Raw genomic sequence first — 21,440 nt, 5'->3', positions numbered from 1 at the left:
CCGGGGCCGTCCCGCACCCGCCACCGGGCGCGGGACGGCCCCGGGCCGCACTACACCTTGCGATACGCGTACGCCTCAGACGCCGCGGCCTCGACCGCCGCGACGTCCCCGCCCGCCGACGCGGTCACCACGGCGGCCACCGCGCCCTCCAGGAACGGCGCGTCCACCAGCCGTGAGCCCTCCGGCAGTTCGTCGCCCTCGGCCAGCATCGACTTCACCGTCAGCACGGCACTGCCCAGATCGACCAGCAGCACCACGCCCGCCCCCGAGTCCACCGCCGCGGCGGCCTCGGCGATCAGGTCCGCACTCGTGCCGAGCCCGCCCTCGGCGGTGCCCCCGGCGGCGGCGACCGGAGCCGTCGCCCCACCGGCCGCGAGCCCCCTGGCCAGTTCGGCGACCGACTCGGCCACCTGGCCGCTGTGCGAGACCAGCACGATCCCGACCTGGCTCACGTCGCTCACCCTCCGCCTCCGTCCGTCCCGGCCGTCTCGGCCAGCGTGGCGATCAGCAGGGCCGAGGACGTCGCCCCGGGATCCTGGTGCCCGATGCTGCGCTCGCCCAGGTAGCTCGCCCTGCCCTTGCGCGCCAGCAGCGGCACCGTCGCCAGCGCGCCCGCCTCGGCGGCTTTCCTGGCCTCCTCGAACGACGTCACGAGCGCCTCGGCCGCGGGCAGCAGCGCGTCCAGCATCGTCTTGTCACCGGCCTGCGCCCCGCCGAGCTGGGCCACGGCCGCGACGCCCACCCCGAGCGCCTCCGCCAGCTGATGCGGCGTCACCTCGGGCTCGTCGCCCAGGGCCTTTCCGGTTCGACGCAGCAGCGTCCCGTACAACGGCCCCGAGGCCCCGCCGACCGTCGACACCAACTGCCGCCCGGCGAGCATCAGCACGGCTCCCGGGGTCGCGGGCGCCTCCCTGTCCAGGACCGCGGTCACGGCGATGAACCCGCGCCGCATGTTGGTGCCGTGATCGGCGTCCCCGATCGCCGAGTCGAGTTCGGTGAGACGGTCCGCCTCGCGGTCCACGGCACTCGCGGCCGCGGTCATCCAACGGTGGAAGAAACCGGCGTCGAGCACATGATCTCCTTGTCGTCGGGTCAGTCGGGTCAACGGCCCCAGCGCAGCGCGGGTGTCTCCACCGGCGCGTCCCAGAGGCGCAGCAATTCCTCGTCGACCTGGCAGACCGTCACCGAACAGCCCGCCATGTCGAGCGAGGTCACATAGTTCCCCACGAGCGTACGAGCCACCACGACCCCCCGCCCGGACAGCGCCCGCTGCACCTCGGCATTGAACCCGTACAGCTCCAGCAGCGGTGTCGCGCCCATACCGTTGACCAGAACGATCAACGGAGCGGTCGGCCGCAGGTCGTCGAGCACCGCGTCCACCGAGAAGTCCGCGATCTCGCGCGACGTCATCCTGGGGCGCCGCTCCCGCCCCGGCTCGCCGTGGATCCCGATGCCCAGCTCCAGCTCGTTCGGCGGCAGGTCGAACGTGGGGGAGCCCTTGGCGGGCGTGGTGACGGCACTGAGCGCCACGCCGAAGCTCCGTGAGGAATCGTTCACTCGGCGGGCCACGGCCGCCACCTGGTCCAGCGCGGCCCCCTCGTCGGCCGCCGCCCCGGCGATCTTCTCCACGAACAGGGTGGCGCCGGTGCCCCTGCGCCCCGCCGTGTACAGGCTGTCGGTCACCGCCACGTCGTCGGCGACGACCACCTGGGCGACCCGCACCCCCTCGTCCTCGGCGAGCTCGGCGGCCATCTCGAAGTTCAGCACGTCACCGGTGTAGTTCTTGACGACGAACAGGACCCCGGCCCCGCCGTCGACCGCGGTGGCGGCCCGCACCATCTGGTCGGGCACCGGCGAGGTGAACACCTCGCCCGGGCAGGCGGCGGACAGCATGCCGGGGCCGACGAACCCGGCATGCAACGGTTCGTGACCGGAGCCGCCCCCGGAGACGAGCGCCACCTTCCCGGCCACGGGCGCGTCACGCCGCACGACGACGCGGTTCTCCGGATCGACGGTCAGCTCGGGATGAGCGGCGGCCATACCGCGCAGCGCGTCCGCGACGACGGTTTCCGGGGCATTGATCAGCATCCTCAACGGAATCTCCTAGAGAGGGTGGCGGGCTGTCGCTGAACCGGAGCCGACTCTACTGAGGGTGGGTCAGGTTGCGGTGGAGGCGGCCGGACGGATGTCCGGTCGGGTGTTGTGCGGTCACACCTCGGCGCACAAGGAGCGGAGCGCCTTGGCGCGCAGAGAAACGCAAGGGTCCGTTCCCGGTCGGCCCAGCACGCCGGGCCGGTCGATTCCACAGCCACGTCCCGTCCGGCCGGCGGCGGGCCACCTCGATCGTGGCGTCCTCCCCGTCGGCCAACTGCACCGAAGTGAGGGCCAAGTCCCCATGATGCAGCGTACGTTGCTGCTCACCATGGTGGAAGACGGGGTGGCCGGCGGTGAACCGTTGGTAGGCCCGGCGCCGTCGGGGAGGGCCGGCACCGCGTCGGGCGGGACGCCCGCACGACCGCTGTGTCGCAACATCCGTACACGTCCAGTGAGCGAAGCGCCCCTCCGTCCGGCGACGCACCGCGTCCGGCGCCGCGCGCTGATCCACCACGGATCACGGGACAGCGCTTAGGGTGCGAGCCATGGCAGAGAGCGCTGCTCACCGGGGTGCCGCGGGGGGGAGTACTCGCTGCGCCCCCGCCCCCGGCATCCCCGACCCGCGCCGCTGGCAGGCGCTCGCGGTGTGCCTGATCGCGGGGTTCATGACCCTGCTGGACGTGTCCATCGTCAATGTCGCCCTGCCGTCGATCCGGGCCGGGCTCCGCACCCCCGAGTCCGACCTGCAATGGGTCCTCTCCGGCTACGCGCTCTCCTTCGGGTTGTTCCTGATCCCCGCCGGACGCCTCGGTGACGCGCGGGGGCGCCGCGCCGTGTTCATGGCCGGTCTGGCCCTGTTCACGCTCGCCTCGGCGGCCTGCGGCGCCGCCCAGTCCAGCCTCTGGCTGGTGATCGCCCGCCTGCTCCAGGGCCTCGCCGGCGGCATGATCTCGCCACAGATCTCCGCGTTGATCCAGCAGATGTTCTCCGGCCAGGAGCGCGGCCGGGCCTTCGGCATGTTCGGCACGGTGGTGGGCGTCTCCACCGCCGTCGGCCCGCTGGCGGGTGGGCTGCTGATCCAGGCGGCCGGCGCCCACGAGGGCTGGCGCTGGGTGTTCTACGTCAATCTGCCGCTGGGCGCCGTCTGCCTGCTGCTCGCCCGGCGACTGCTCCCCGACACCCCGTCGGCGGGCCGGGTGCGCCCGCGCGACCTCGACCCGCTCGGGGTCCTGCTGCTCGGCACGGGCGTCCTGGCCCTGCTGCTGCCCTTCGTCCAGGCCCAGCAGTGGCCGGGGGACCGCAAGTGGCTGCTGCTGGTGCCGGCCGTGGCGCTGCTCGCGGCCTTCGTCGGGTGGGAGGCCCGGTGCGCCACGCGCGCCACGCGGCCGGTCGTCGACCTGTCGCTCTTCCGGGTCCGCTCGTACTGGCTCGGCTGTCTGCTGGCTCTGGTGTACTTCGGCGGATTCACCTCGATCTTCTTCGTCACCACGCTCTACCTGCAGAACGGACTGCACTACAGCGCCCTGCAGGCCGGGCTCGCCATCACGCCGTTCGCGCTGGGCTCGGCCCTCGCGGCGAGTCCGGGCGGCCGGCTCGTCCACCGCTTCGGACGCCCCCTCGTGGTCGCCGGGCTCACCGCGGTGGTCGTCGGACTGGCGGGCGCCGCGCTCGCCGTGCACCTGGTGCCGGGGCGGGGCGCGGGATGGGCGATGGCCGCCCCGCTGCTCCTGGCCGGTCTGGGCAGCGGTCTGGTCGTCGCCCCGAACCAGACACTGACCCTGGCCGAGGTGCCGGTGGCCACGGCGGGCAGCGCGGGCGGCACCCTCCAGACCGGGCAGCGCGTCGGGTCGGCGATCGGGATCGCCGCGGTCGGCTCGGTGTTCTTCGCCCAGCTGGGCGAAGACGGCTGGGCCGGCGCGTACGACCACGGCCTGGTCGTGGCGGTCGCCTTCGTCCTGGTCGCCCTGCTCGTCGGCCTGGCGGACGTGCGCGGGGAACGCCGCGGCCGGGGCCGCACCCTCCGAACCATCCCTCGCACCCCCACGGACACGACGTCATGAACGCAGGGAGAACGTGATGAGCGACAACGGGACGCAGGCGCCCGGGAACACCGGGGAAGCCGGCCCGGAGGTCGTCGGCAACGAGGCGTACGGGCACAAGCCCTTCAAACGGTCCCGGAGCCACTTCGCCGACCGCATCACCGCCGACGGCCGGGACGGCTGGCCCGTCGAGGCCGGCCGCTACCGGCTCGTCGTCAGCCGCGCCTGCCCGTGGGCGAGCCGCGCCCTGATCTCCCGGCGGCTCCTCGGGCTGGAAGGGGTCCTGTCGCTGGCCGTCGCCGACCCGATCCAGGACGACCGCAGCTGGCGCTTCACGCTGGACGAGGGCGGCCGGGACCCGGTGCTCGGCATCGCGTACCTGAGTGAGGCGTACGAGGCACGGGAGCCCGGCTACCCCGGCGGGGTCAGCGTGCCCGCGATCGTGGACGTGCCCAGCGGCCGGCTGGCCACCAACGACTTCCAGCGGATCACCCTGGACCTCGCGACCGAATGGACCACGCTGCACCGCCCGGGCGCCCCCGACCTGTATCCCGAGGGCCTGCGTGAGGAGATCGACGAGGTCATGGAGGGCGTCTACCGCGACGTGAACAACGGCGTCTACCGCGCCGGGTTCGCGTCCGGGCAGGCCGATTACGAAAACGCCTACCAGGACGTGTTCCGCCGCCTGGACCTGGTCTCCGAGCGCCTCGCGGACCGGCGCTACCTCGTCGGCGACTTCATCACGGAGGCGGACATCAGGCTGTTCACCACACTGGTCCGCTTCGACGCCGTCTACCACGGTCACTTCAAGTGCAACCGCTCGAAGCTGGCCGAGGACCCGGTGCTGTGGGCGTACGCCAGGGACCTCTACCAGACTCCCGGCTTCGGCGACACCGTCGACTTCGACCACATCAAGCGGCACTACTACCGGGTGCACACCGGCATCAACCCCACCGGCATCGTGCCCTGCGGCCCGGACCTGTCGGGCTGGCTGGCCCCGCACCACCGCGAGCAGCTGGGCGGAAGCCCGTTCGGGTACGGCACCGCTCCGGGCCCGGTACCGGCCGGTGAGGAGGTCCCCGCGTCGGGGCGTCCCTGAACCGGAGCCCGCGAAAGCGGCGGGGAGGGGCCGCGCCGGTGCGGGAGCAGGGCCCTGTCGAGTCGGCAGCCGTCACGAGATATCTTGATGTCAAGCAATGTTGCAGACGTGGAGCGGAGCAGAGGGTGACTGACTCGACCATCATCTATACACACACCGACGAGGCCCCGGCCCTGGCGACGTATTCGTTCCTGCCCATCGTCCAGGCGTACGCCTCGACGGCCGGCGTCGATGTCGAGAGCCGGGACATCTCCCTGGCCGGGCGCATCATCGCCTCCTTCCCCGAGCGTCTGAAGGAGGAGCAGCGCATCGACGACGCGCTCGCCGAGCTGGGCGCGCTGGCCAAGAGGCCCGAGGCCAACATCATCAAGCTGCCGAACATCTCGGCCTCGATCCCGCAGCTGAAGGCCGCCGTCGCCGAGCTCCAGGCACAGGGCTACGCGCTCCCGGACTACCCGGACGACCCGCAGACCGACGAGGACAAGGACGTCCGCGCCCGCTACGACAAGGTCAAGGGCAGTGCGGTGAACCCCGTGCTGCGCGAGGGCAACTCCGACCGCCGCGCCCCCGCCTCGGTGAAGAACTACGCCAAGGCGCACCCGCACCGCATGGGCGCCTGGACGGCCGACTCGAAGACGAACGTCGCCACCATGGGCGTCGACGACTTCCGCTCCACCGAGAAGTCCACCGTCATCGCCGAGGACGGCTCCCTGCGCATCGAGCTCGTGGGCGACGACGGCAGCACGACCGTGCTGCGCGAGTCGGTGCCGGTGCTCGCGGGCGAGGTCGTCGACGCGGCGGTCATGCGCGTCGCGGCGCTGCGCGAGTTCCTCACCGCGCAGGTCGCCCGGGCCAAGGAGGAGGGCGTGCTCTTCTCCGTCCACCTCAAGGCCACCATGATGAAGGTCTCCGACCCGATCATCTTCGGCCACGTGGTCCGTTCCTTCTTCCCGAACACCTTCGCCAAGTACGGCGAGGCGCTCGTCGCCGCGGGGCTCTCCCCGAACGACGGCCTCGGCGCCATCCTGAACGGCCTGGACTCCGTGCCGCACCTGGGCGCCGAGATCAAGGCGTCCTTCGAGGCCGAGCTCGCCGAGGGCCCCGCCCTGGCCATGGTCGACTCGGACAAGGGCATCACCAACCTGCACGTGCCGAGCGACGTCATCGTCGACGCCTCCATGCCGGCCATGATCCGCACCTCCGGCCACATGTGGGGCCCGGACGGCCAGGAGGCCGACACCCTCGCGGTGCTCCCCGACAGCAGCTACGCGGGCGTCTACCAGGTCGTCATCGACGACTGCCGTGCCAACGGCGCCTTCGACCCGTCGACCATGGGCTCGGTGCCGAACGTCGGGCTGATGGCGCAGAAGGCCGAGGAGTACGGCAGCCACGACAAGACCTTCGAGATCCCCACCACCGGCACGGTGCGGGTCGTCGACGGCAAGGGCGACGTCGTGCTGGAGCAGGCGGTCGGCGCGGGCGACATCTTCCGCATGTGCCAGGCCAAGGACCTGCCGATCCAGGACTGGGTCAAGCTCGCCGTCACCCGGGCCCGTGCCACCGGCGCCCCGGCCGTGTTCTGGCTCGACGAGGACCGCGCCCACGACGCGCAGCTGATCGCCAAGGTCAAGACGTACCTCGCCGACCACGACACCGACGGCCTGCGGATCGAGATCATGTCCCCGGTGAAGGCGACGGCGTTCTCGCTGGAGCGCATCCGCCGCGGCGAGGACACCATCTCGGTCACCGGCAACGTGCTGCGCGACTACCTGACGGACCTGTTCCCGATCCTGGAGCTGGGCACGAGCGCGAAGATGCTCTCCGTCGTCCCGCTCATGAACGGCGGCGGACTCTTCGAGACCGGTGCCGGCGGCTCCGCACCCAAGCACGTCCAGCAGCTCGTCAAGGAGAACTACCTGCGCTGGGACAGCCTGGGCGAGTTCTTCGCGCTCGCGGCCAGCTTCGAGCACCTGGCGACGACCACCGGCAACACCCGTGCGCAGGTCCTCGCGGACACCCTCGACCGCGCGACCGGCACCTTCCTCAACGAGGACAAGTCGCCGAGCCGCAAGCTGGGCGGCATCGACAACCGCGGCAGCCACTTCTACCTGGCCCTGTACTGGGCCCAGGAGCTGGCGCGGCAGACCGAGGACGCGCACCTCGCGCAGGCGTTCTCCGGTCTGGCGAAGACGCTGGCCGAGCAGGAGCGGACCATCGTCGACGAGCTGATCGCGGTGCAGGGTTCGCCGGCCGACATCGGCGGCTACTACCAGCCCGACCCGGCGAAGGCGTCGGCCGTGATGCGTCCGTCGGCGACGTTCACGCGGGCCATCGCCTCCCTCGGCTGACGAAACGGTGGCGGTGGGGCGCCCCTTCCGGCGCCCCGCCCGTCCTGTCCCTCCCCGCCCCGGCCGGCACCACGCCCGGCCGGGGCGGCCGCGTGTCCGGCCGAGGGGCCGCGCCCACCGCGACGCGCACGCCCGGCCGGACGCCGTTCTCGCAACCCCGCACGTTCGGGCCGGTCCCTCGGTAGGTTCGAGTACCCCGGGCCGACCGGGCCCGAAGAAGGAGGGACCGTGCTGACAGGCAGGAACGCGGTGGTCACCGGAGGATCGCGAGGCATCGGCCGCGCGATCGTCGAGCGACTGTGCCGCGACGGCGCACACGTCGTCTTCAACTACGCCACCCATGACGAGGCGGCCGCCGACGTCGTCCGCACCGTGCGGGACAACGGCGGCACGGCACACGCCGTCCGGGTCGATCTCGCCGTCCCCGACGGACCCCGGCAGCTGATGGAGACGGCGGAGGAGGAACTGGGCGTCCTGGACGTGCTGGTGAACAACGCCGCGCTGTGCCCCGCCCCGTCCTTCATCGCCGACACCGACCCGGCCGTGTTCGACCGCGCGATGGCCGTCAATACCAGGCCGGTCTTCATGACGATCCGTCACGCCGCCCGGCGGATGCGCGACGGCGGGCGGATCGTGAACGTCTCCACCGCGAACACCGTGCGCCCGGGCCCCGGCATCGCCGCGTACGCCGCGAGCAAGGGCGCCGTCGAGCAGCTCACCGCCGTGGCGGCCCACGAACTCGGGGCACGCGGAATCACCGTCAACACCGTCTCGCCCGGCGCCACCGACACCGAGATGCTGCGCGCCGCCAACCAGCCGCAGGCCCTCGAAACGGTCGCCGCCATGACCCCGCTCGGCCGGCTGGGCGACCCCGCCGACGTGGCCGACGTGGTCGCGTTCCTGGCCGGACCCGACGCCCGGTGGATCACCGGCCAGAACCTGCGCGCGACGGGTGGGCTGGCCTGAACCGGAATCCGCGACGCCCGGGACCGGCCACCGGTCCCGGGCGTCCGGCGTGCGTCTCGGGATGCCCGCCGCGTGTACGGGCGTCCGCCGTGCGCACCGGCGTCTCCACCGCCGCCCTGACGGGTGAAAGTCGTGCCCTGGCGGGTGCCGGGCCGCCCTCGGCGGCCCCACGGCTGGTTTGCTGCATCCGGGATCCCGCGTGGCACACGCGGGAGCGGCCCGGCGGACGGCCCGACGCGGAAGGCGCTTTTCCCGGCCGGGTGCGCGGTCCATCCGCGAACGACGACCGAAGGAGCGGCCCAGTGACGACGACCGGCACACCAGGGGCGGCCGACGAGGAGGAGGCGTACGCGAACGAGCTTCCGGTCCGCGCGAAGGAGCCCGGAAACGTCGTCGTCAGATGGCTGACCACCACCGACCACAAGACGATCGGCACGCTCTACCTGGTCACGTCGTTCGCGTTCTTCGTCGTCGGCGGGGTGCTGGCCCTGGTCATGCGCGCCGAACTGGCCCGGCCCGGCATCCAGATCGTCTCGCCCGAGCAGTACAACCAGGCGTTCACGATCCACGGCACGATCATGCTGCTGATGTTCGCGACTCCGCTGTTCGCCGGATTCACGAACTGGATCATGCCGCTGCAGATCGGCGCGCCCGACGTGGCGTTCCCGCGGCTGAACATGTTCGCCTACTGGGCTTACCTCTTCGGCTCGCTGATCGCGGTGGCCGGGTTCCTCACCCCGCAGGGCGCGGCCGACTTCGGCTGGTTCGCCTACACCCCGCTGTCGGACGCGGTCCGTACGCCGGGCATCGGCGCCGACATGTGGATCATGGGTCTGGTGCTCTCCGGGTTCGGCACGATCCTCGGCTCGGTCAACTTCATCACCACCATCATCTGCTTGCGCGCACCCGGCATGACGATGTTCCGCATGCCGATCTTCGTCTGGAACGTCCTCTTGACCGCGGTGCTCGTCCTGCTGGCCTTCCCGGTCCTCGCGGCGGCCCTGCTGGTGCTGGAGGCGGACCGGAAGTTCGGCGCGCACGTCTACGACCCGGCCAACGGCGGGGCGCTGCTCTGGCAGCACCTCTTCTGGTTCTTCGGGCATCCGGAGGTGTACATCATCGCCCTGCCGTTCTTCGGCATCGTCACCGAGATCATTCCGGTGTTCAGCCGCAAGCCGATCTTCGGTTACGTCGGTCTGATCAGTGCCACGATCGCCATCGCGGGTCTTTCCGCGACGGTGTGGGCGCACCACATGTTCGTGACCGGCGCTGTGCTGCTGCCGTTCTTCTCCTTCATGACGTTCCTCATCGCGGTGCCCACCGGGGTGAAGTTCTTCAACTGGATCGGCACGATGTGGAAGGGGTCCTTGTCCTTCGAGACCCCGATGCTCTGGGCCATCGGCTTCCTGGTGACGTTCCTCTTCGGTGGTCTGACCGGTGTGATCCTCGCGTCGCCGCCGCTGGACTTCCAGGTCTCGGACACGTACTTCGTCGTCGCGCACTTCCACTACGTCGTCTTCGGCACCGTGGTCTTCGCGATGTTCGCCGGATTCCACTTCTGGTGGCCGAAGTTCACCGGCAAGATGCTGGACGAGCGGCTCGGCAAGATCACGTTCTGGACGCTGTTCGTGGGCTTCCACGGCACGTTCCTGGTGCAGCACTGGCTGGGTGCCGAGGGCATGCCGCGCCGCTACGCGGACTACCTCGCCGCCGACGGCTTCACCGCCCTGAACACGGTCTCGACGATCGCCTCGTTCCTGCTCGGCCTGTCGATGCTGCCGTTCCTCTACAACGTGTGGAAGACCGCCAGGTACGGCAGGAACGTGGGTGTGGACGACCCGTGGGGCTACGGCCGCTCCCTGGAGTGGGCGACCTCGTGCCCGCCGCCGCGGCACAACTTCCTCGCGCTGCCGCGCATCCGTTCCGAATCCCCGGCCTTCGACCTGCACCATCCCTCGGTCCGCGCCCTCGACGAATTCGTCAACCGCCCCTGGGCCGGGCCGGCGCCGACGCCCCCGGAGAACCGGTCGTGAACGCGGCCCCCGCGCGGTGACCGCGCCGGCCCGGCGGCGCGGCCGGGTCAGCCGCTCCGTCGTCTCCGACAGGCGGATTCGCACGCGGCTCGTGAAGATGGGAGTGGACGGGCGCGTGAGGCGGGTCCGCGAAGGACGACCGCGCATGCCCGAGGAGGGACGAACACCGTGGCACGACCCAGGATTCTCGTCGTCGGTGCCGGATTCGGCGGGGTGGAGTGCGTACGCCGCTTGGAGCGCAGACTCATCCCGGGCGAGGCGGAGCTCGCGCTCGTGAGCCCGTTCTCGTACCAGCTCTACCTCCCCCTCCTGCCGCATGTGGCGGCCGGCGTGCTGACGCCGCAGTCCGTCGCGGTGTCGCTGCGCCGCAGCCGCAGGCACCGCACCCGGATCATTCCGGGCGGTGGCATCGGTGTGGACCCCAAGGCGAAGATCTGCGTCATCCGCAAGATCACCGACGAGATCGTCTACGAGCCCTACGACTACATCGTGCTCGGCCCGGGAAGCGTCACCCGCACCTTCGACATCCCCGGCCTGATCGACCATGCCCGGGGCATGAAGACGCTCGCCGAGGCCGCGTACGTCCGCGACCATGTGATCGCCCAGCTCGATCTCGCCGACGCCAGTCACGACGAGGACGAGCGGGCCTCGCGTCTGCAGTTCGTGGTGGTCGGCGGCGGATACGCGGGGACCGAGACGGCCGCCTGCCTCCAGCGCCTGACCACCAACGCGGTCAAGCGCTATCCCCGTCTCGACCCGAAGCTCATCAAGTGGCACCTCATCGACATCGCTCCGAAACTGATGCCCGAACTCGGGGACAAGCTCGGCCGGAGCGCCCTGGAGACGCTGCGCGCACGCGGCATAGAGGTGTCGCTCGGTGTCTCGATCGCCGAGGCCCGACGCGAGCAGGTGACCTTCACCGACGGGCGGGTCGTGCCCTGCCGGACGCTGATCTGGACGGCGGGGGTCGTCGCGAGCCCGCTGGTGTCCACCTTCGGCGCGGAGACGGTGCGCGGCCGGCTGGCGGTGACGCCCGAGATGCGCCTGCCGGGCTTCGACGGCCTCTTCGCGCTCGGTGACGCCGCGGCCGTACCCGATCTGAGCAAGGGCGACGGGGCGGTGTGCCCGCCCACCGCCCAGCACGCCTCGCGCCAGGGCCGCACGCTCGCCGACAACCTCATCGCCACGCTCCGGCACCGGCCGCTGAAGCCGTACGTCCACAGGGACCTCGGCCTGGTCGTGGACCTCGGCGGCAAGGACGCGGTCTCCAAGCCCCTCGGCGTCGAACTGCACGGAGTCGCCGCGCAGGCCGTCGCACGCGGCTACCACTGGTCGGCGCTGCGGACCAACGTGGCCAAGGTGCGCGTGATGACGAACTGGACGCTGAACGCCGTCGCGGGCGACGACTTCGTACGCACCGGCTTCCAGGCCCGCAACCCGGCCAAGCTGCATGACTTCGAGTACGCGAAGGCATACCTCACACCGGCCCAGGTGCGCGAGCACACCGCCTCGCTGCACACCGCCACCTGAACGTCCTTTGCCCGCGGGTCCGGCGCGGCCGGAGGGGGCTCAGGCATCCGGAACGGTGAGGTGGACCGTGCGGAGGAAGGCGGCGTTGTCGGGGGTGCGCCGCAGCCGGTCGAGCAGTGTTTCGAGCGCCGCACGCGGGTCCTTCCTGGTGAGCAGTGCGCGCCGCAGTCGGCGCATGGCCCGCAACTCCGCATCCGGCACGAGGAGTTCCTCACGCCGGGTGCCGGACGCCTGGACGTCGACGGCCGGGTGGACGCGCCGGTCGGCCAGTGCCCGGTCCAGCCGGAGCTCCATGTTGCCGGTGCCCTTCAGTTCCTCGAAGAAGTAGTCGTCGGCGCGGGATCCGGTCTCCACCAGCGCGGTGGCCAGGATGGTGAGGGAGCCGCCCTCCTCGGTGAGGCGGGCTGCACCGAAGAGCCGCTTCGGGCCGAGCGGGGCGGCCGCGTCGATGCCGCCGCTGAGGGTGCGTCCGCCCGTGGCTGACGCGTTGTTGTGGGCGCGGCACAGCCGGGTCAGGGAGTCCAGCAGGACGACGACGTCCTCTCCCCGCTCGACCAGACGCTTGGCCCGTTCGATCGCGAGGTCGGCGAGCGCGATGTGTTCCCGAGCGGGCCGGTCGAAGGTCGAGGCGAGCACCTCGCCCCGCACCGACCTGCGCATGTCCGTCACTTCTTCGGGGCGTTCGTCGACCAGCACCACCATCAGCCGGCACTCTGGATGGTTCGTGGCGACGGCTGCGGCCAACTGCCGCAGCAGGACCGTCTTGCCGGCCCTGGGCGGTGCCACGACGAGACCGCGCTGCCCCTTGCCGACGGGCGAGACGAGATCGACGAGCCGGGTCGCGGGACCGCCCGAGGGCGTCTCCAGGCGCAGTCGCCGCCGCGGGTGGATCGGCGTGAGGTCGCGGAAGTGGGGCCGCCCCCGCAGCGTTTCGGGGGAGCGGCCGTCGACGCGTACGACGCCGGACAGGACGCGGGGGCGGTCGCAGACGCCTTCGACCAGGTCGCCCCGGCGCAGGGCGTGACGGTGGATCAGGGCGGCGGGGACCTGTACGTCGCCGGGGGAGGGGTGGTCGGCCCGGGTGCGCAGTATGCCGTGACCCTGGTGCGCGATGTCCAGGATGCCGATGGCCTCGGTGGACAACTTCCGCGGGGAGGTGGGGAGTTCGAGGGTGTTCGTCATGTGGGTGGTCCTTTCGCGGACAGGACGGATGCAGGGGCCCGGACGACACGAGGGGCGGACGGATCACGCCCCGGTCGACGGGCGGAGAAGTCCGGACGGGAAAGGCGTACCGGACTGGAGAAGTGGTGCGGGAAAGCTGGACCGCCGGTCGGAGAAGGACGGGAGCGGCAGCCTGGAGAAGAGGGGGGGCGGCACAGGGAGCCTCGGAGTGAGGCATGACACACATGCCGGACGCACCGTACCACGGCATGTGCGGTCGGTACCACGGCATGCGCGGTCGGTCACCGGCCGGTGATGGCTGCCGGCGCGGTCGTCGCGCGCCGTTCCTCGCCTCGCCGCTTCGTGCGAGCCAACCGGCATCCGCACGGAAAATCAGCAGTACGGATTGTATATGCGAGGCGGATGCGCATATCGTGGCGCACATGCGGCACTACACGATCGGGCAGGCGGCGCGCCTGCTGGGGGTGAGCCCCGACACGGCCCGTCGCTGGGCCGACGCCGGAAGGGTCGCGACCCACCGCGACGAGAACGGCCGTCGGGTCATCGCGGGCCGTGATCTGGCCGCCTTCGCCGTCGAGACCGGCCAGAGCGGCGGCGAGGACGAACCCTCGTACACGACCGCGCGCAACGCCTTCCCCGGCATCGTCACCGCGGTGAAGCTCGGCGACGTCGCCGCCCAGGTCGAGATCCAGGCAGGTCCGCACCGGCTCGTGTCGCTGCTCACCCGTGAAGCCGTCGAGGAACTCGGACTGGAGGTCGGCATGCGGGCCACCGCTCGTGTGAAGTCCACCAACGTGCACATCGACCGTGTCTGACCGCGCCTCGTCCACGACGCGCACGCCTACCCGAGGAACCCGGCCACACCATGACGACCCCCTTCACCGGGCGCCGCGCCGCCGCCGCGCTCGTGACCGCCGCGCTGCTGATCCCGCTCACCGCCTGCGGCGGCGACGGCGAGAAGGACGCCGCCGGTGAGTCGGCGGCATCACCGGGCGCCCGGCTGACGGTCCTCGCCGCGGCGTCCCTCACCGACGTGTTCGAGACCGCGGGCGCCGCGTACGAGCGGGCACACCCCGGCACGAAGGTGACGTTCTCCTTCGCCGGATCCCAGGAACTCGCCGCCCAGGTCAGGCAGGGCGCCCCCGCCGATGCCGTGGTCACCGCGGACACGAGGACGATGGACGGGCTGAGGTCCGACACCGGCACCCCCACCGTCATCGCGAAGAACCGCCTCGTCATCGCCACCGGGGAGGGCAACCCGGAGAGGATCACCGGTCTGAAGGACCTGACCAGGGACGGCCTGAAGGTCGTCCTGGCCGCCCCCGAGGTCCCGGTGGGCCGCTACGCCGAGCAGGTCCTCGACGCCCAGGACGTCCGCGTCCGACCGGTCTCCCAGGAACCCAACGTCCGTGCCGTGCTCAGCAAGGTCGAACTCGGCGAGGCGGACGCGGGCATCGTCTACCAGACGGACGCCGAGTCGGCCACCGGCGAGGTCGACGTCGTCGACATCCCCGACGCGCAGAACGCCGTCGCCTCCTACCCGGCCGCCACGCTCCGCCAGTCCGCGCACGCCGACGCCGCCGGCGCGTTCGTGAAGTGGCTCAGCGGCGCGGAGGCGCAGAAGATCCTCCGGGCCGCGGGCTTCCAGCAGCCGTGAACCCACATGAGCGCCCCACGGTCCTCCGGCCGCAGGACCGTGCGACACCCGTTCCGGCACCGCTCCGGGAACCCCCGGTGAGAGCCCTTGGCAGGCGCCCGCCCCGCGGGCGCACCCCCGTCGTCCTGGCGCTGCCCGCGCTGCTCGCCGTCGCGTTCCTGATGATCCCGCTGATCGGCATCCTCGCCCGCACCTCCTGGGCCGACCTCGGCACCCACCTCACCTCCCCGGGCGTCACCCAGGCGCTCAGGCTGTCCCTGCTCGTCTCGTTCTGGGCCCTGGGCCTGTCACTGCTGCTCGGGGTGCCGCTGGCCTGGCTGCTGGCGCGGGTGGACTTCCCCGGCAAGGTGATCGTGCGCTCACTGGTCCTGCTGCCGATGGTGCTGCCGCCCACCGTCGGGGGTGTGGCGCTCCTCCTCGGCTTCGGCCGCCGGGGTGTGCTGGGCCCCTGGCTGGAGGACACGTTCGGCATCACCCTGCCGTTCCACACCTCGGGCGCGGTGGTCGCGGCGACCTTCGTCGCCATGCCGTTCCTCGTCATCAGCCTCGAAGGGGCACTGGCCGGCCTGCGGCCCGCGTACGAAGAGACCGCGGCCTCCCTGGGGGCCCGGCCGATCCGGGTGTTCCTGACGGTCACGCTCCCGATGGTCGCCCCCGGACTCGCCGCCGGCGCCGCGCTCACCTGGGCGCGGGCGCTGGGCGAGTTCGGCGCGACCATCACGTTCGCGGGCAACCTGCCCGGCACCACGCAGACCCTGCCCCTCCAGGTGTACCTGCTGCTCCAGGACTCCCCGGAGGCCGCCACCTCCGTCTCGCTCCTGCTCCTCGCCATCGCCATGGCCGTACTCGTCGCCCTGCGCGGGCGCTGGACCACAACGCCCCGCGACCACTCCCGCGCCCCCGCGCCCGGACCGGACGACACGAGCGGCACGGACCGGCCGGTCCCCGCGCCGGACACCCCGGAACACGGGCCGGCACCGGCCCGGACCGCACGGGAGGACTGCTCGCTGCACGCCGACGTCACGGGTTTCAACGAGCTGACGCTCGACGCCGAACCCGGCACGACGATCGCCGTCGTCGGCCCCAACGGCGCGGGCAAGACGACCCTGTTGCGCGCCCTCCTCGGCCTGACCCGCCGCTCCCGGGCCGTGCTGCGTCTCGGCGGCACCGATGTCACCGCGTCACCGCCGCACCGCCGTCAGGTCGCCTGGGTACCGCAGAACGGTGCCCTCTTCCCGCACCTGAGCGCGCTGTCGAACACGGCGTACGGGCTCCGGGCCCGCGGCGTCCCCCGGGGCGAGGCCCGCCGCGAGGCCCAGCAGTGGCTCGACCGGCTGGGCGTCGGCCCTCTCGCCCACCGCAGACCCGCCCAGCTCTCCGGAGGTCAGGCCCAGCGCGTGGCGCTGGCCCGCGCCCTCGCCGCCCGTCCCCGGCTGCTGCTGCTCGACGAACCGCTCGCCGCGCTCGACCAGACCACCCGGGCCCATGTCCGCCACACCCTGCGCAGCCACCTCGCCGGCTTCGGCGGTGTCTGCCTGATCGTCACCCACGACCCCGTCGAGGCGGTGTCGCTCGCCGACCGGGTCCTCGTGCTGGAGGAGGGCCGCACCCTCCAGGACGCGCCACCGGCCGAGGTGACCCGGCATCCGCGCTCGCCCTGGGTCGCCCGGATGCTCGGCCGCAACGCCTGGCCGGGCACGGCGGCGGCCGACGGCACGCTCGGCCTCGTGGGAGGCGGCCGGCTGGTCGTCGCGGACCCGCTCCCCGAGGGGACGGCCTCGCTCGCGGTCATCGCGCCGGAGGCGGTGTCCGTGCACCGTGAGAGGCCCGGCGGAAGCCCCCGGAACGTCTGGCCCGGAACGGTGCGCGAGCTCACCGCCGCGGGGGGCCGGATCAGGCTGGTGATCGGCTCTGCCGAGGTGCCGGACCTCGTCGCCGAGATCACCCCCGAGGCGGCGGGCGAACTGGGGCTCGGCGAGGGGACTGCCGTGTGGACCGGCGTCAAGGCCACCGAGGTCACCGTCGTCCCCCTGTGACGGGACCGGGGGCCGGGGCCACCGTACGGGGGCCCGGCTCCCGCCGTTCCCCGGTCGGTGCCCCTGCGGCGTTTTCCTTTGTCGAATCCCCGACCGCATGCGACGTTGGAAACGGTCATTCATGACTATTTCTGACGCACGTTCCGACAGGCGCCGGGCGAAGGGGAAGTTCATCGTGGAGACCGCCAGAGCCGTCCCGGCGTCCACCGTCGTCAACCTGCGGGACCTGGGCGGGATCGCCGTGGGGCCCGGCCGCCTCGTGCGGCCCGGTGCCGTGCTGCGTTCCGGCGGGCTCGGTGAACTCGACGTGGAACGGGACACGGCGGTGACCGCGTTCGGCATCCGCACCGTCGTGGACCTGCGGACCGCCGACGAGCGTGCGGCGGCTCCCGACCGGCTGCCGCCCGGCGCGCGGCTGTTCGTCGCCGACGTGCTCGGTGACAACCCCGGTCTGGCCCCGGCCCGTCTGCGCGCCCTGCTCGCCGATCCGGCGGCGGCGGACCGGCTGCTGGGGAACGGGAGGGCGGAGGAGGTCTTCGCCGGGTCGTACCGGCGGATGGTGCTCTCGCCCTGCGCGTCCGCCGCCTACCGGGCGTTCGTGGAGACGGCGGCCGACGACCGCGCCCGCCCGGTGCTGTTCCACTGCACGACCGGAAAGGACCGCACCGGCTGGGCCACCGTGCTGCTCCTGATGCTGCTCGGCGCGTCGCGTGAGGTGGCGCGGGCCGAGTTCCTCGCGGTGAACCGTGTCGCGTGGGGGACCTGCGCGCCCTACGTGCGGGGCTTCCTCGACGCCGGTGGCGACCCGGAGATCGCGTCCGCGATCGTCGAGGTCCGCCCCCGCTACCTCGACGTGGCGCTCGATGCCATGGACGAGCGCTGGGGCGGGCTCGACGGCTATGTGCGCGACGGGCTGAGGATTCCGCGGGCCGCGGTGGAGCGGCTGCGGGACGGGCTCGTCGTCCCCGCCTGAGCGGGCCGCGGGGGCTCCGGCGGCGACGGCCGCACTCCCGGATCGACTTCATACCCTCCGGGCGCCCCGTGCCTCCGGTCGGGAAGGGCGGCCCACCCGACGGGGCCCGAGGGAGGACACCGCCGTGGACAACGTGCCGAGGATCGCCGCCTTCGCCACCGCGCTCGCCGCGGCCTGCGGGGCCGCGCACGGCGTGGGCGGGGGAACCGACCCGCTGGTGACCGTCGGGGAGCGCCCGGCGGCGTACACCGGTGGCACGCTCACTGAACCCCGCGACGCCGTGGGTATCGTGAAAGGCGCCGGTTCGTACAAACTCCGGAAGGGGTCGCCTTGACCGAACGCAAGCCCCCGGGCGTGAGCTTCGAGTCCTGGGTCGACAAGCAGATCCGCGAGTCCGAACAGCGCGACGACATCTCGCGGCTGCCGGGGTTCGGCAAGCCGATCGAGGGGCTCGCGGCTCCCTACGACGACAACTGGTGGATCAAGCGGAAGCTGCGGCAGGAGGGGGTGTCGGTGCTCCCGCCCGCCCTCGAGCTGCGCAAGGAGGCGGAGGACGTGCGGGACGCCGTCTCCCGGGCGCGGACGGAGGCCGAGGTGCGACGCCTGCTGACAGAGGTCGACGAGAAGATCAGGGCGGCTCTCAGGAGGCCGCCACCCGGGCCCGTGCTGGATCTCGAACCGTTCGACATCGAGGTCATGGTCGAGGAGTGGCGCGCGGCGCGTTCCTCGTGAGCCCGTGATCCGTACGCCGGGCGGCGCGCGGCGACCGCGGAAAGGGCGGACGGTCACGGCCGCGACCCAGTGTGTAATGATCTGTAAATGAGACCAGGTATTACGCGTCCGGATGGCGGAACGCGGGAGGGCGTGCGCGTCAGGCGCGCGACCGCGCAGGACGTGCGCAGGCTCACCCGAATAGTGCGGACCTCCCGTGCCTACGAGGGGCCCTACGCAGCCATGGTCGCCGGATACCGGGTGGGCGCCGACTACGTCGAGAATCACCGCGTCTTCGCGGCCGTCGGGACCGACGACCGGATCCTCGGTTTCTACGCGCTGGTCCTCTCGCCGCCGGAGCTCGACCTCATGTTCGTCGCCGACGAGGCGCAGGGTCTCGGCATCGGGCGGCTGCTCATCGGACATCTGCGCGACGAGGCGCGGCGCATGGGCCTGACCGGTGTCCACGTCGTCTCGCACCCGCCCGCCGAGGGCTTCTACCGGAGCATGGGCGCCCGGCGGACCGGCACCCGCGCGGCGGCCCCGCCCGCCGTGATGTGGGACCGGCCCGAACTGCTGCTGCCGATCGCCTGATCCCGGCAGGGGCGCGCCTTGCGGCCGGGCCTCCGGCGTCGGGCGCCGACGAAGCGGAAGGGCCCGGCCGCAGACCCGCTGTCCCTGGCCGGGTCCCGATCCCGTATCCGCGTCACACGTGCCGCGCCCACCGCGCGTCATGCGCGGGAGCCGCCGCGGGCGTCATGAGGGGAACCCCCCGTACGGGCGGGTGATGATCTCCATGGCGTGGCCGGCGGGGTCGAGGAAGTAGACGCCCCGGCCGCCGTCGTTGTGGTTGATCTCGCCCGGACGTTCCCGGTGCGGATCCGCGTAGTACGTGATCCCCAGTTCCTTGATGCGGGCGTACGCCGTGTCGAACTCCGCCTCCGAGACGAGGAAGGCGTAGTGCTGCATGGCGATCGATTCCTCGGGGACGGACGCGAAGTCCAGGGTGACCCCGTTCGCGGTGGCGAGCGGGATGAACGGGCCCCATTCCTCGCCTACCTCGAGGCCCAGTATGTCCGCCAGGAACTCGGCGGACTCGCGGTTGTCCCGGGCGTGGACAATGGTGTGATTCAACTCGACAGACACGGTGAATGCCTCCGACAGGCATCTCACGGGCACCTCCACGCCTCACCCGGCCGGTGACCGACGCGCGATGCCGTACGGGCAAGCCTAGGCGGCGCCCGGCCCGGCCGTCGAGGCTCCACCGGGATCCCGGCCGAAGGACCTAGGCTGGGTCCACGTACTCCACGCATCCGGACGGTGCCCCACGGTGACCTCGACCTTTCGACCTCCCGGCGGCGAGGGCCGCGGCACGGGGCGCCACGAGACGCCCGACGAACGGGCGGACCGGCAGTGGGGCGAACTGCTCCAGGAGCTGAGGGTCGCCCAGACCGGTGTCCAGATCCTGTTCGGCCTGCTGCTCGCCGTCGTCTTCCAGCCGCGCTTCGCCGAGCTGTCCGACAACGATCGCACCATCTACGTGGTCACGGTGATGCTGGGCTCCGCCACCGCCGCCGCCCTGATCGGGCCCGTGTCGTACCACCGCATCCTCACGGGGCGACGGCTCAAACCGCAGACGGTCACCCTGGCCGCGCGGCTGACCGTGCTCGGACTCGTCCTGCTGTTCTGCACCATGTGCTCCGCACTGCTGCTCGTCCTGCGGGTCGTACTGCACGACGCGCTCGCGCTGTGGCTGGTCGGCGCCATGGCGTTGTGGTTCCTGATCTGCTGGTTCGTCCTCCCGGCCCTGCTGCTCGCCCGCTCCTCGTCCGGACAGGAGAAGTGACCGTCCGACGGGAGCGCCCCCGTCACCTCGTGCCGGGGCGCCGCGCGTCGGCGACCGTGAAGAGGCCGCCGTCCGGATCCAGCAGCACCGCCTCGTCGCCCTGCCCCGGCGGGAGCCGCTCGACCAGACTCCCCCCGTGCTGCCGCGCCGCCTCGACCGCCGCGTCCACGTCGGCGACGGGGAAGTGGACCTGCCAGTGCGGGCGGACCAGCGGATCGGGGGCGGCCTCCACCGCGCCCGAGCTGATCCGGGCCAGCCGGCGCCCGGCGCATTCGACGACGACCTCGTCCTGCTCGTACGACACCTCGCAGGACCCCGGGCGTCCGCTCGCCCAGTCGAGCACCTCGCCGTAGAAGATCGCCGCGTCGAAGGCGTTCCTGGTGTGCAGGCTCAGCCAGGCGTGCGCATGGCCGTCCGGCGCGGGCGGCGAGGTCGTGGGCTCCGTGCGCTCCCAGATGCCGAACACCGCGCCGTCGCGGTCTGCCGCCAGCGCGCCGCGTCCCTTTCCGAAGGCGAGCGGCCCCACCGCGACCGTGCCGCTGCGCTCACGGATGCGCGCCGCCGCCGCGTCGGCGTCGGGAACGGCGAAATAGGGGGTCCAGCTCACCGCCACGCGGTAGGCGGTCGCCAACGCGCCCATACCGGCGACCGGTACGTCCCCGCGGCGGGCGACGGAGAACTCCTGCCCCAGCCTGCCCGGCCGGAAGGACCAGCCCAGCACGGCGGCGTAGAACCGCTGCGCCGAGTCCAGGTCACGGGTCATGAGGTTGACCCAGCAGGGTGCTGCGGACCCGGTCAGCGGCGGCGGCATGGACACCGCCCCGGGACGGCTTGCGGTCATGGTCCCACTGCCTTCATCGGTCGTGCGGCCCGCGCGTGCACGCCGGCCGTCGGGGCCACACCAGCCTGTCCGCGGCCGATCGCTC

The 21,440-nt window shown here is 72.2% G+C and carries 20 protein-coding genes; 14 read left to right on the top strand and 6 right to left on the bottom strand.

The genetic code is table 11. The annotated features are described in order from the left end of the window. Nucleotides 1–50: 50 nt before the first annotated feature. From ACGF2V_RS08800 to dhaK, 3 genes are read right to left on the bottom strand one after another with little or no spacing between them, the layout of a single operon-like run. Entirely contained in the window at nt 51–461 is a 411-nt protein-coding gene (locus ACGF2V_RS08800) for a PTS fructose transporter subunit IIA (RefSeq protein ID WP_362622362.1), read from the bottom strand. Then, nucleotides 458–1,072 (bottom strand): dihydroxyacetone kinase subunit DhaL, encoded by a 615-nt coding sequence (gene dhaL / locus ACGF2V_RS08795; protein WP_362622364.1) that lies wholly within the window; start codon nt 1,070–1,072, stop codon nt 458–460. The genes ACGF2V_RS08800 and dhaL overlap by 4 nt, the downstream gene beginning before the upstream one ends. Nucleotides 1,073–1,101: 29 nt before the next feature. Next, complete coding sequence (gene dhaK, locus ACGF2V_RS08790) at nt 1,102–2,094, bottom strand: dihydroxyacetone kinase subunit DhaK (RefSeq protein WP_362622366.1); 993 nt, start codon at nt 2,092–2,094, stop codon at nt 1,102–1,104. 545 nt (nt 2,095–2,639) lie between these two features. Between dhaK and ACGF2V_RS08785 the strand changes: the two genes are divergently transcribed. The 6 genes from ACGF2V_RS08785 to ACGF2V_RS08760 all read left to right on the top strand — a co-directional run bounded on the left by ACGF2V_RS08785 (nt 2,640) and on the right by ACGF2V_RS08760 (nt 12,109). After that, nucleotides 2,640–4,154 (top strand): MFS transporter, encoded by a 1,515-nt coding sequence (locus ACGF2V_RS08785; RefSeq protein WP_362704814.1) that lies wholly within the window; start codon nt 2,640–2,642, stop codon nt 4,152–4,154. A 16-nt stretch (nt 4,155–4,170) separates the two neighbouring features. After that, on the top strand, nt 4,171–5,232 hold the full coding sequence (locus ACGF2V_RS08780) for a glutathione S-transferase C-terminal domain-containing protein (protein WP_362704811.1): 1,062 nt from the start codon (nt 4,171–4,173) through the stop codon (nt 5,230–5,232). Between the two features lie 125 nt (nt 5,233–5,357). Next, a complete protein-coding gene (locus ACGF2V_RS08775) occupies nt 5,358–7,580 on the top strand; it encodes an NADP-dependent isocitrate dehydrogenase (protein WP_362704808.1) in 2,223 nt (740 codons plus the stop codon). A gap of 228 nt (nt 7,581–7,808) precedes the next feature. Continuing rightward, nucleotides 7,809–8,546: a glucose 1-dehydrogenase gene (locus tag ACGF2V_RS08770; protein WP_362704805.1), complete on the top strand. Its 738-nt coding sequence runs from the start codon at nt 7,809–7,811 to the stop codon at nt 8,544–8,546. Between the two features lie 302 nt (nt 8,547–8,848). Next, nucleotides 8,849–10,579 carry a cytochrome c oxidase subunit I gene (gene ctaD, locus ACGF2V_RS08765; protein ID WP_362622379.1) on the top strand — a complete coding sequence of 577 codons (1,731 nt, stop codon included), beginning with the start codon at nt 8,849–8,851 and terminating at the stop codon, nt 10,577–10,579. Nucleotides 10,580–10,747: 168 nt separating this feature from the next. Further along, complete coding sequence (locus tag ACGF2V_RS08760; protein ID WP_362622382.1) at nt 10,748–12,109, top strand: FAD-dependent oxidoreductase; 1,362 nt, start codon at nt 10,748–10,750, stop codon at nt 12,107–12,109. A gap of 39 nt (nt 12,110–12,148) precedes the next feature. Here the strand turns inward: ACGF2V_RS08760 and rho are convergent, their stop codons facing one another. After that, nucleotides 12,149–13,291 (bottom strand): transcription termination factor Rho, encoded by a 1,143-nt coding sequence (gene rho, locus ACGF2V_RS08755; RefSeq protein ID WP_362704802.1) that lies wholly within the window; start codon nt 13,289–13,291, stop codon nt 12,149–12,151. A 422-nt stretch (nt 13,292–13,713) separates the two neighbouring features. On the opposite strand from rho, the gene ACGF2V_RS08750 reads away from it, so the two are divergent. The 7 genes from ACGF2V_RS08750 (at nt 13,714) to ACGF2V_RS08720 (ending at nt 19,262) form a co-directional block, all read left to right on the top strand. Continuing rightward, nucleotides 13,714–14,106, top strand: coding sequence for a helix-turn-helix transcriptional regulator (locus ACGF2V_RS08750; RefSeq protein WP_362704799.1), 393 nt, complete (start codon nt 13,714–13,716; stop codon nt 14,104–14,106). A gap of 50 nt (nt 14,107–14,156) precedes the next feature. Further along, nucleotides 14,157–14,948 (top strand): molybdate ABC transporter substrate-binding protein, encoded by a 792-nt coding sequence (gene modA, locus ACGF2V_RS08745; RefSeq protein ID WP_362704796.1) that lies wholly within the window; start codon nt 14,157–14,159, stop codon nt 14,946–14,948. A 77-nt stretch (nt 14,949–15,025) separates the two neighbouring features. After that, entirely contained in the window at nt 15,026–16,984 is a 1,959-nt protein-coding gene (locus ACGF2V_RS08740; protein ID WP_362622393.1) for an ABC transporter permease, read from the top strand. 175 nt (nt 16,985–17,159) lie between these two features. Then, nucleotides 17,160–17,957, top strand: coding sequence for a tyrosine-protein phosphatase (locus ACGF2V_RS08735; RefSeq protein WP_362704789.1), 798 nt, complete (start codon nt 17,160–17,162; stop codon nt 17,955–17,957). Between the two features lie 124 nt (nt 17,958–18,081). Continuing rightward, nucleotides 18,082–18,291 (top strand): hypothetical protein, encoded by a 210-nt coding sequence (locus tag ACGF2V_RS08730; RefSeq protein WP_362704785.1) that lies wholly within the window; start codon nt 18,082–18,084, stop codon nt 18,289–18,291. Next, a complete protein-coding gene (locus tag ACGF2V_RS08725) occupies nt 18,288–18,689 on the top strand; it encodes a DUF1992 domain-containing protein (protein WP_362704782.1) in 402 nt (133 codons plus the stop codon). The genes ACGF2V_RS08730 and ACGF2V_RS08725 overlap by 4 nt, the downstream gene beginning before the upstream one ends. An 87-nt stretch (nt 18,690–18,776) precedes the next feature. Next, complete coding sequence (locus tag ACGF2V_RS08720; protein ID WP_362704779.1) at nt 18,777–19,262, top strand: GNAT family N-acetyltransferase; 486 nt, start codon at nt 18,777–18,779, stop codon at nt 19,260–19,262. Between the two features lie 162 nt (nt 19,263–19,424). On the opposite strand, the gene ACGF2V_RS08715 is transcribed toward ACGF2V_RS08720, so the two are convergent. Next, nucleotides 19,425–19,814 carry a VOC family protein gene (locus ACGF2V_RS08715; RefSeq protein ID WP_362622404.1) on the bottom strand — a complete coding sequence of 130 codons (390 nt, stop codon included), beginning with the start codon at nt 19,812–19,814 and terminating at the stop codon, nt 19,425–19,427. 184 nt (nt 19,815–19,998) lie between these two features. On the opposite strand from ACGF2V_RS08715, the gene ACGF2V_RS08710 reads away from it, so the two are divergent. Then, nucleotides 19,999–20,514, top strand: a complete 516-nt coding sequence (locus ACGF2V_RS08710) for a DUF6328 family protein (protein WP_362622406.1) — start codon at nt 19,999–20,001, stop codon at nt 20,512–20,514. Nucleotides 20,515–20,536: 22 nt separating this feature from the next. On the opposite strand, the gene ACGF2V_RS08705 is transcribed toward ACGF2V_RS08710, so the two are convergent. Further along, entirely contained in the window at nt 20,537–21,355 is an 819-nt protein-coding gene (locus ACGF2V_RS08705; protein WP_389046946.1) for a VOC family protein, read from the bottom strand. Nucleotides 21,356–21,440: the final 85 nt, after the last annotated feature.

The sequence above is a fragment of the Streptomyces sp. NPDC047982 genome (genome assembly GCF_043204165.1).
Classification (GTDB): Bacteria; Actinomycetota; Actinomycetes; order Streptomycetales; family Streptomycetaceae; genus Streptomyces.
The sequence above is the reverse complement of the archived record's forward strand: the minus strand, read 5'-3'. Positions and strand labels throughout refer to the sequence as shown.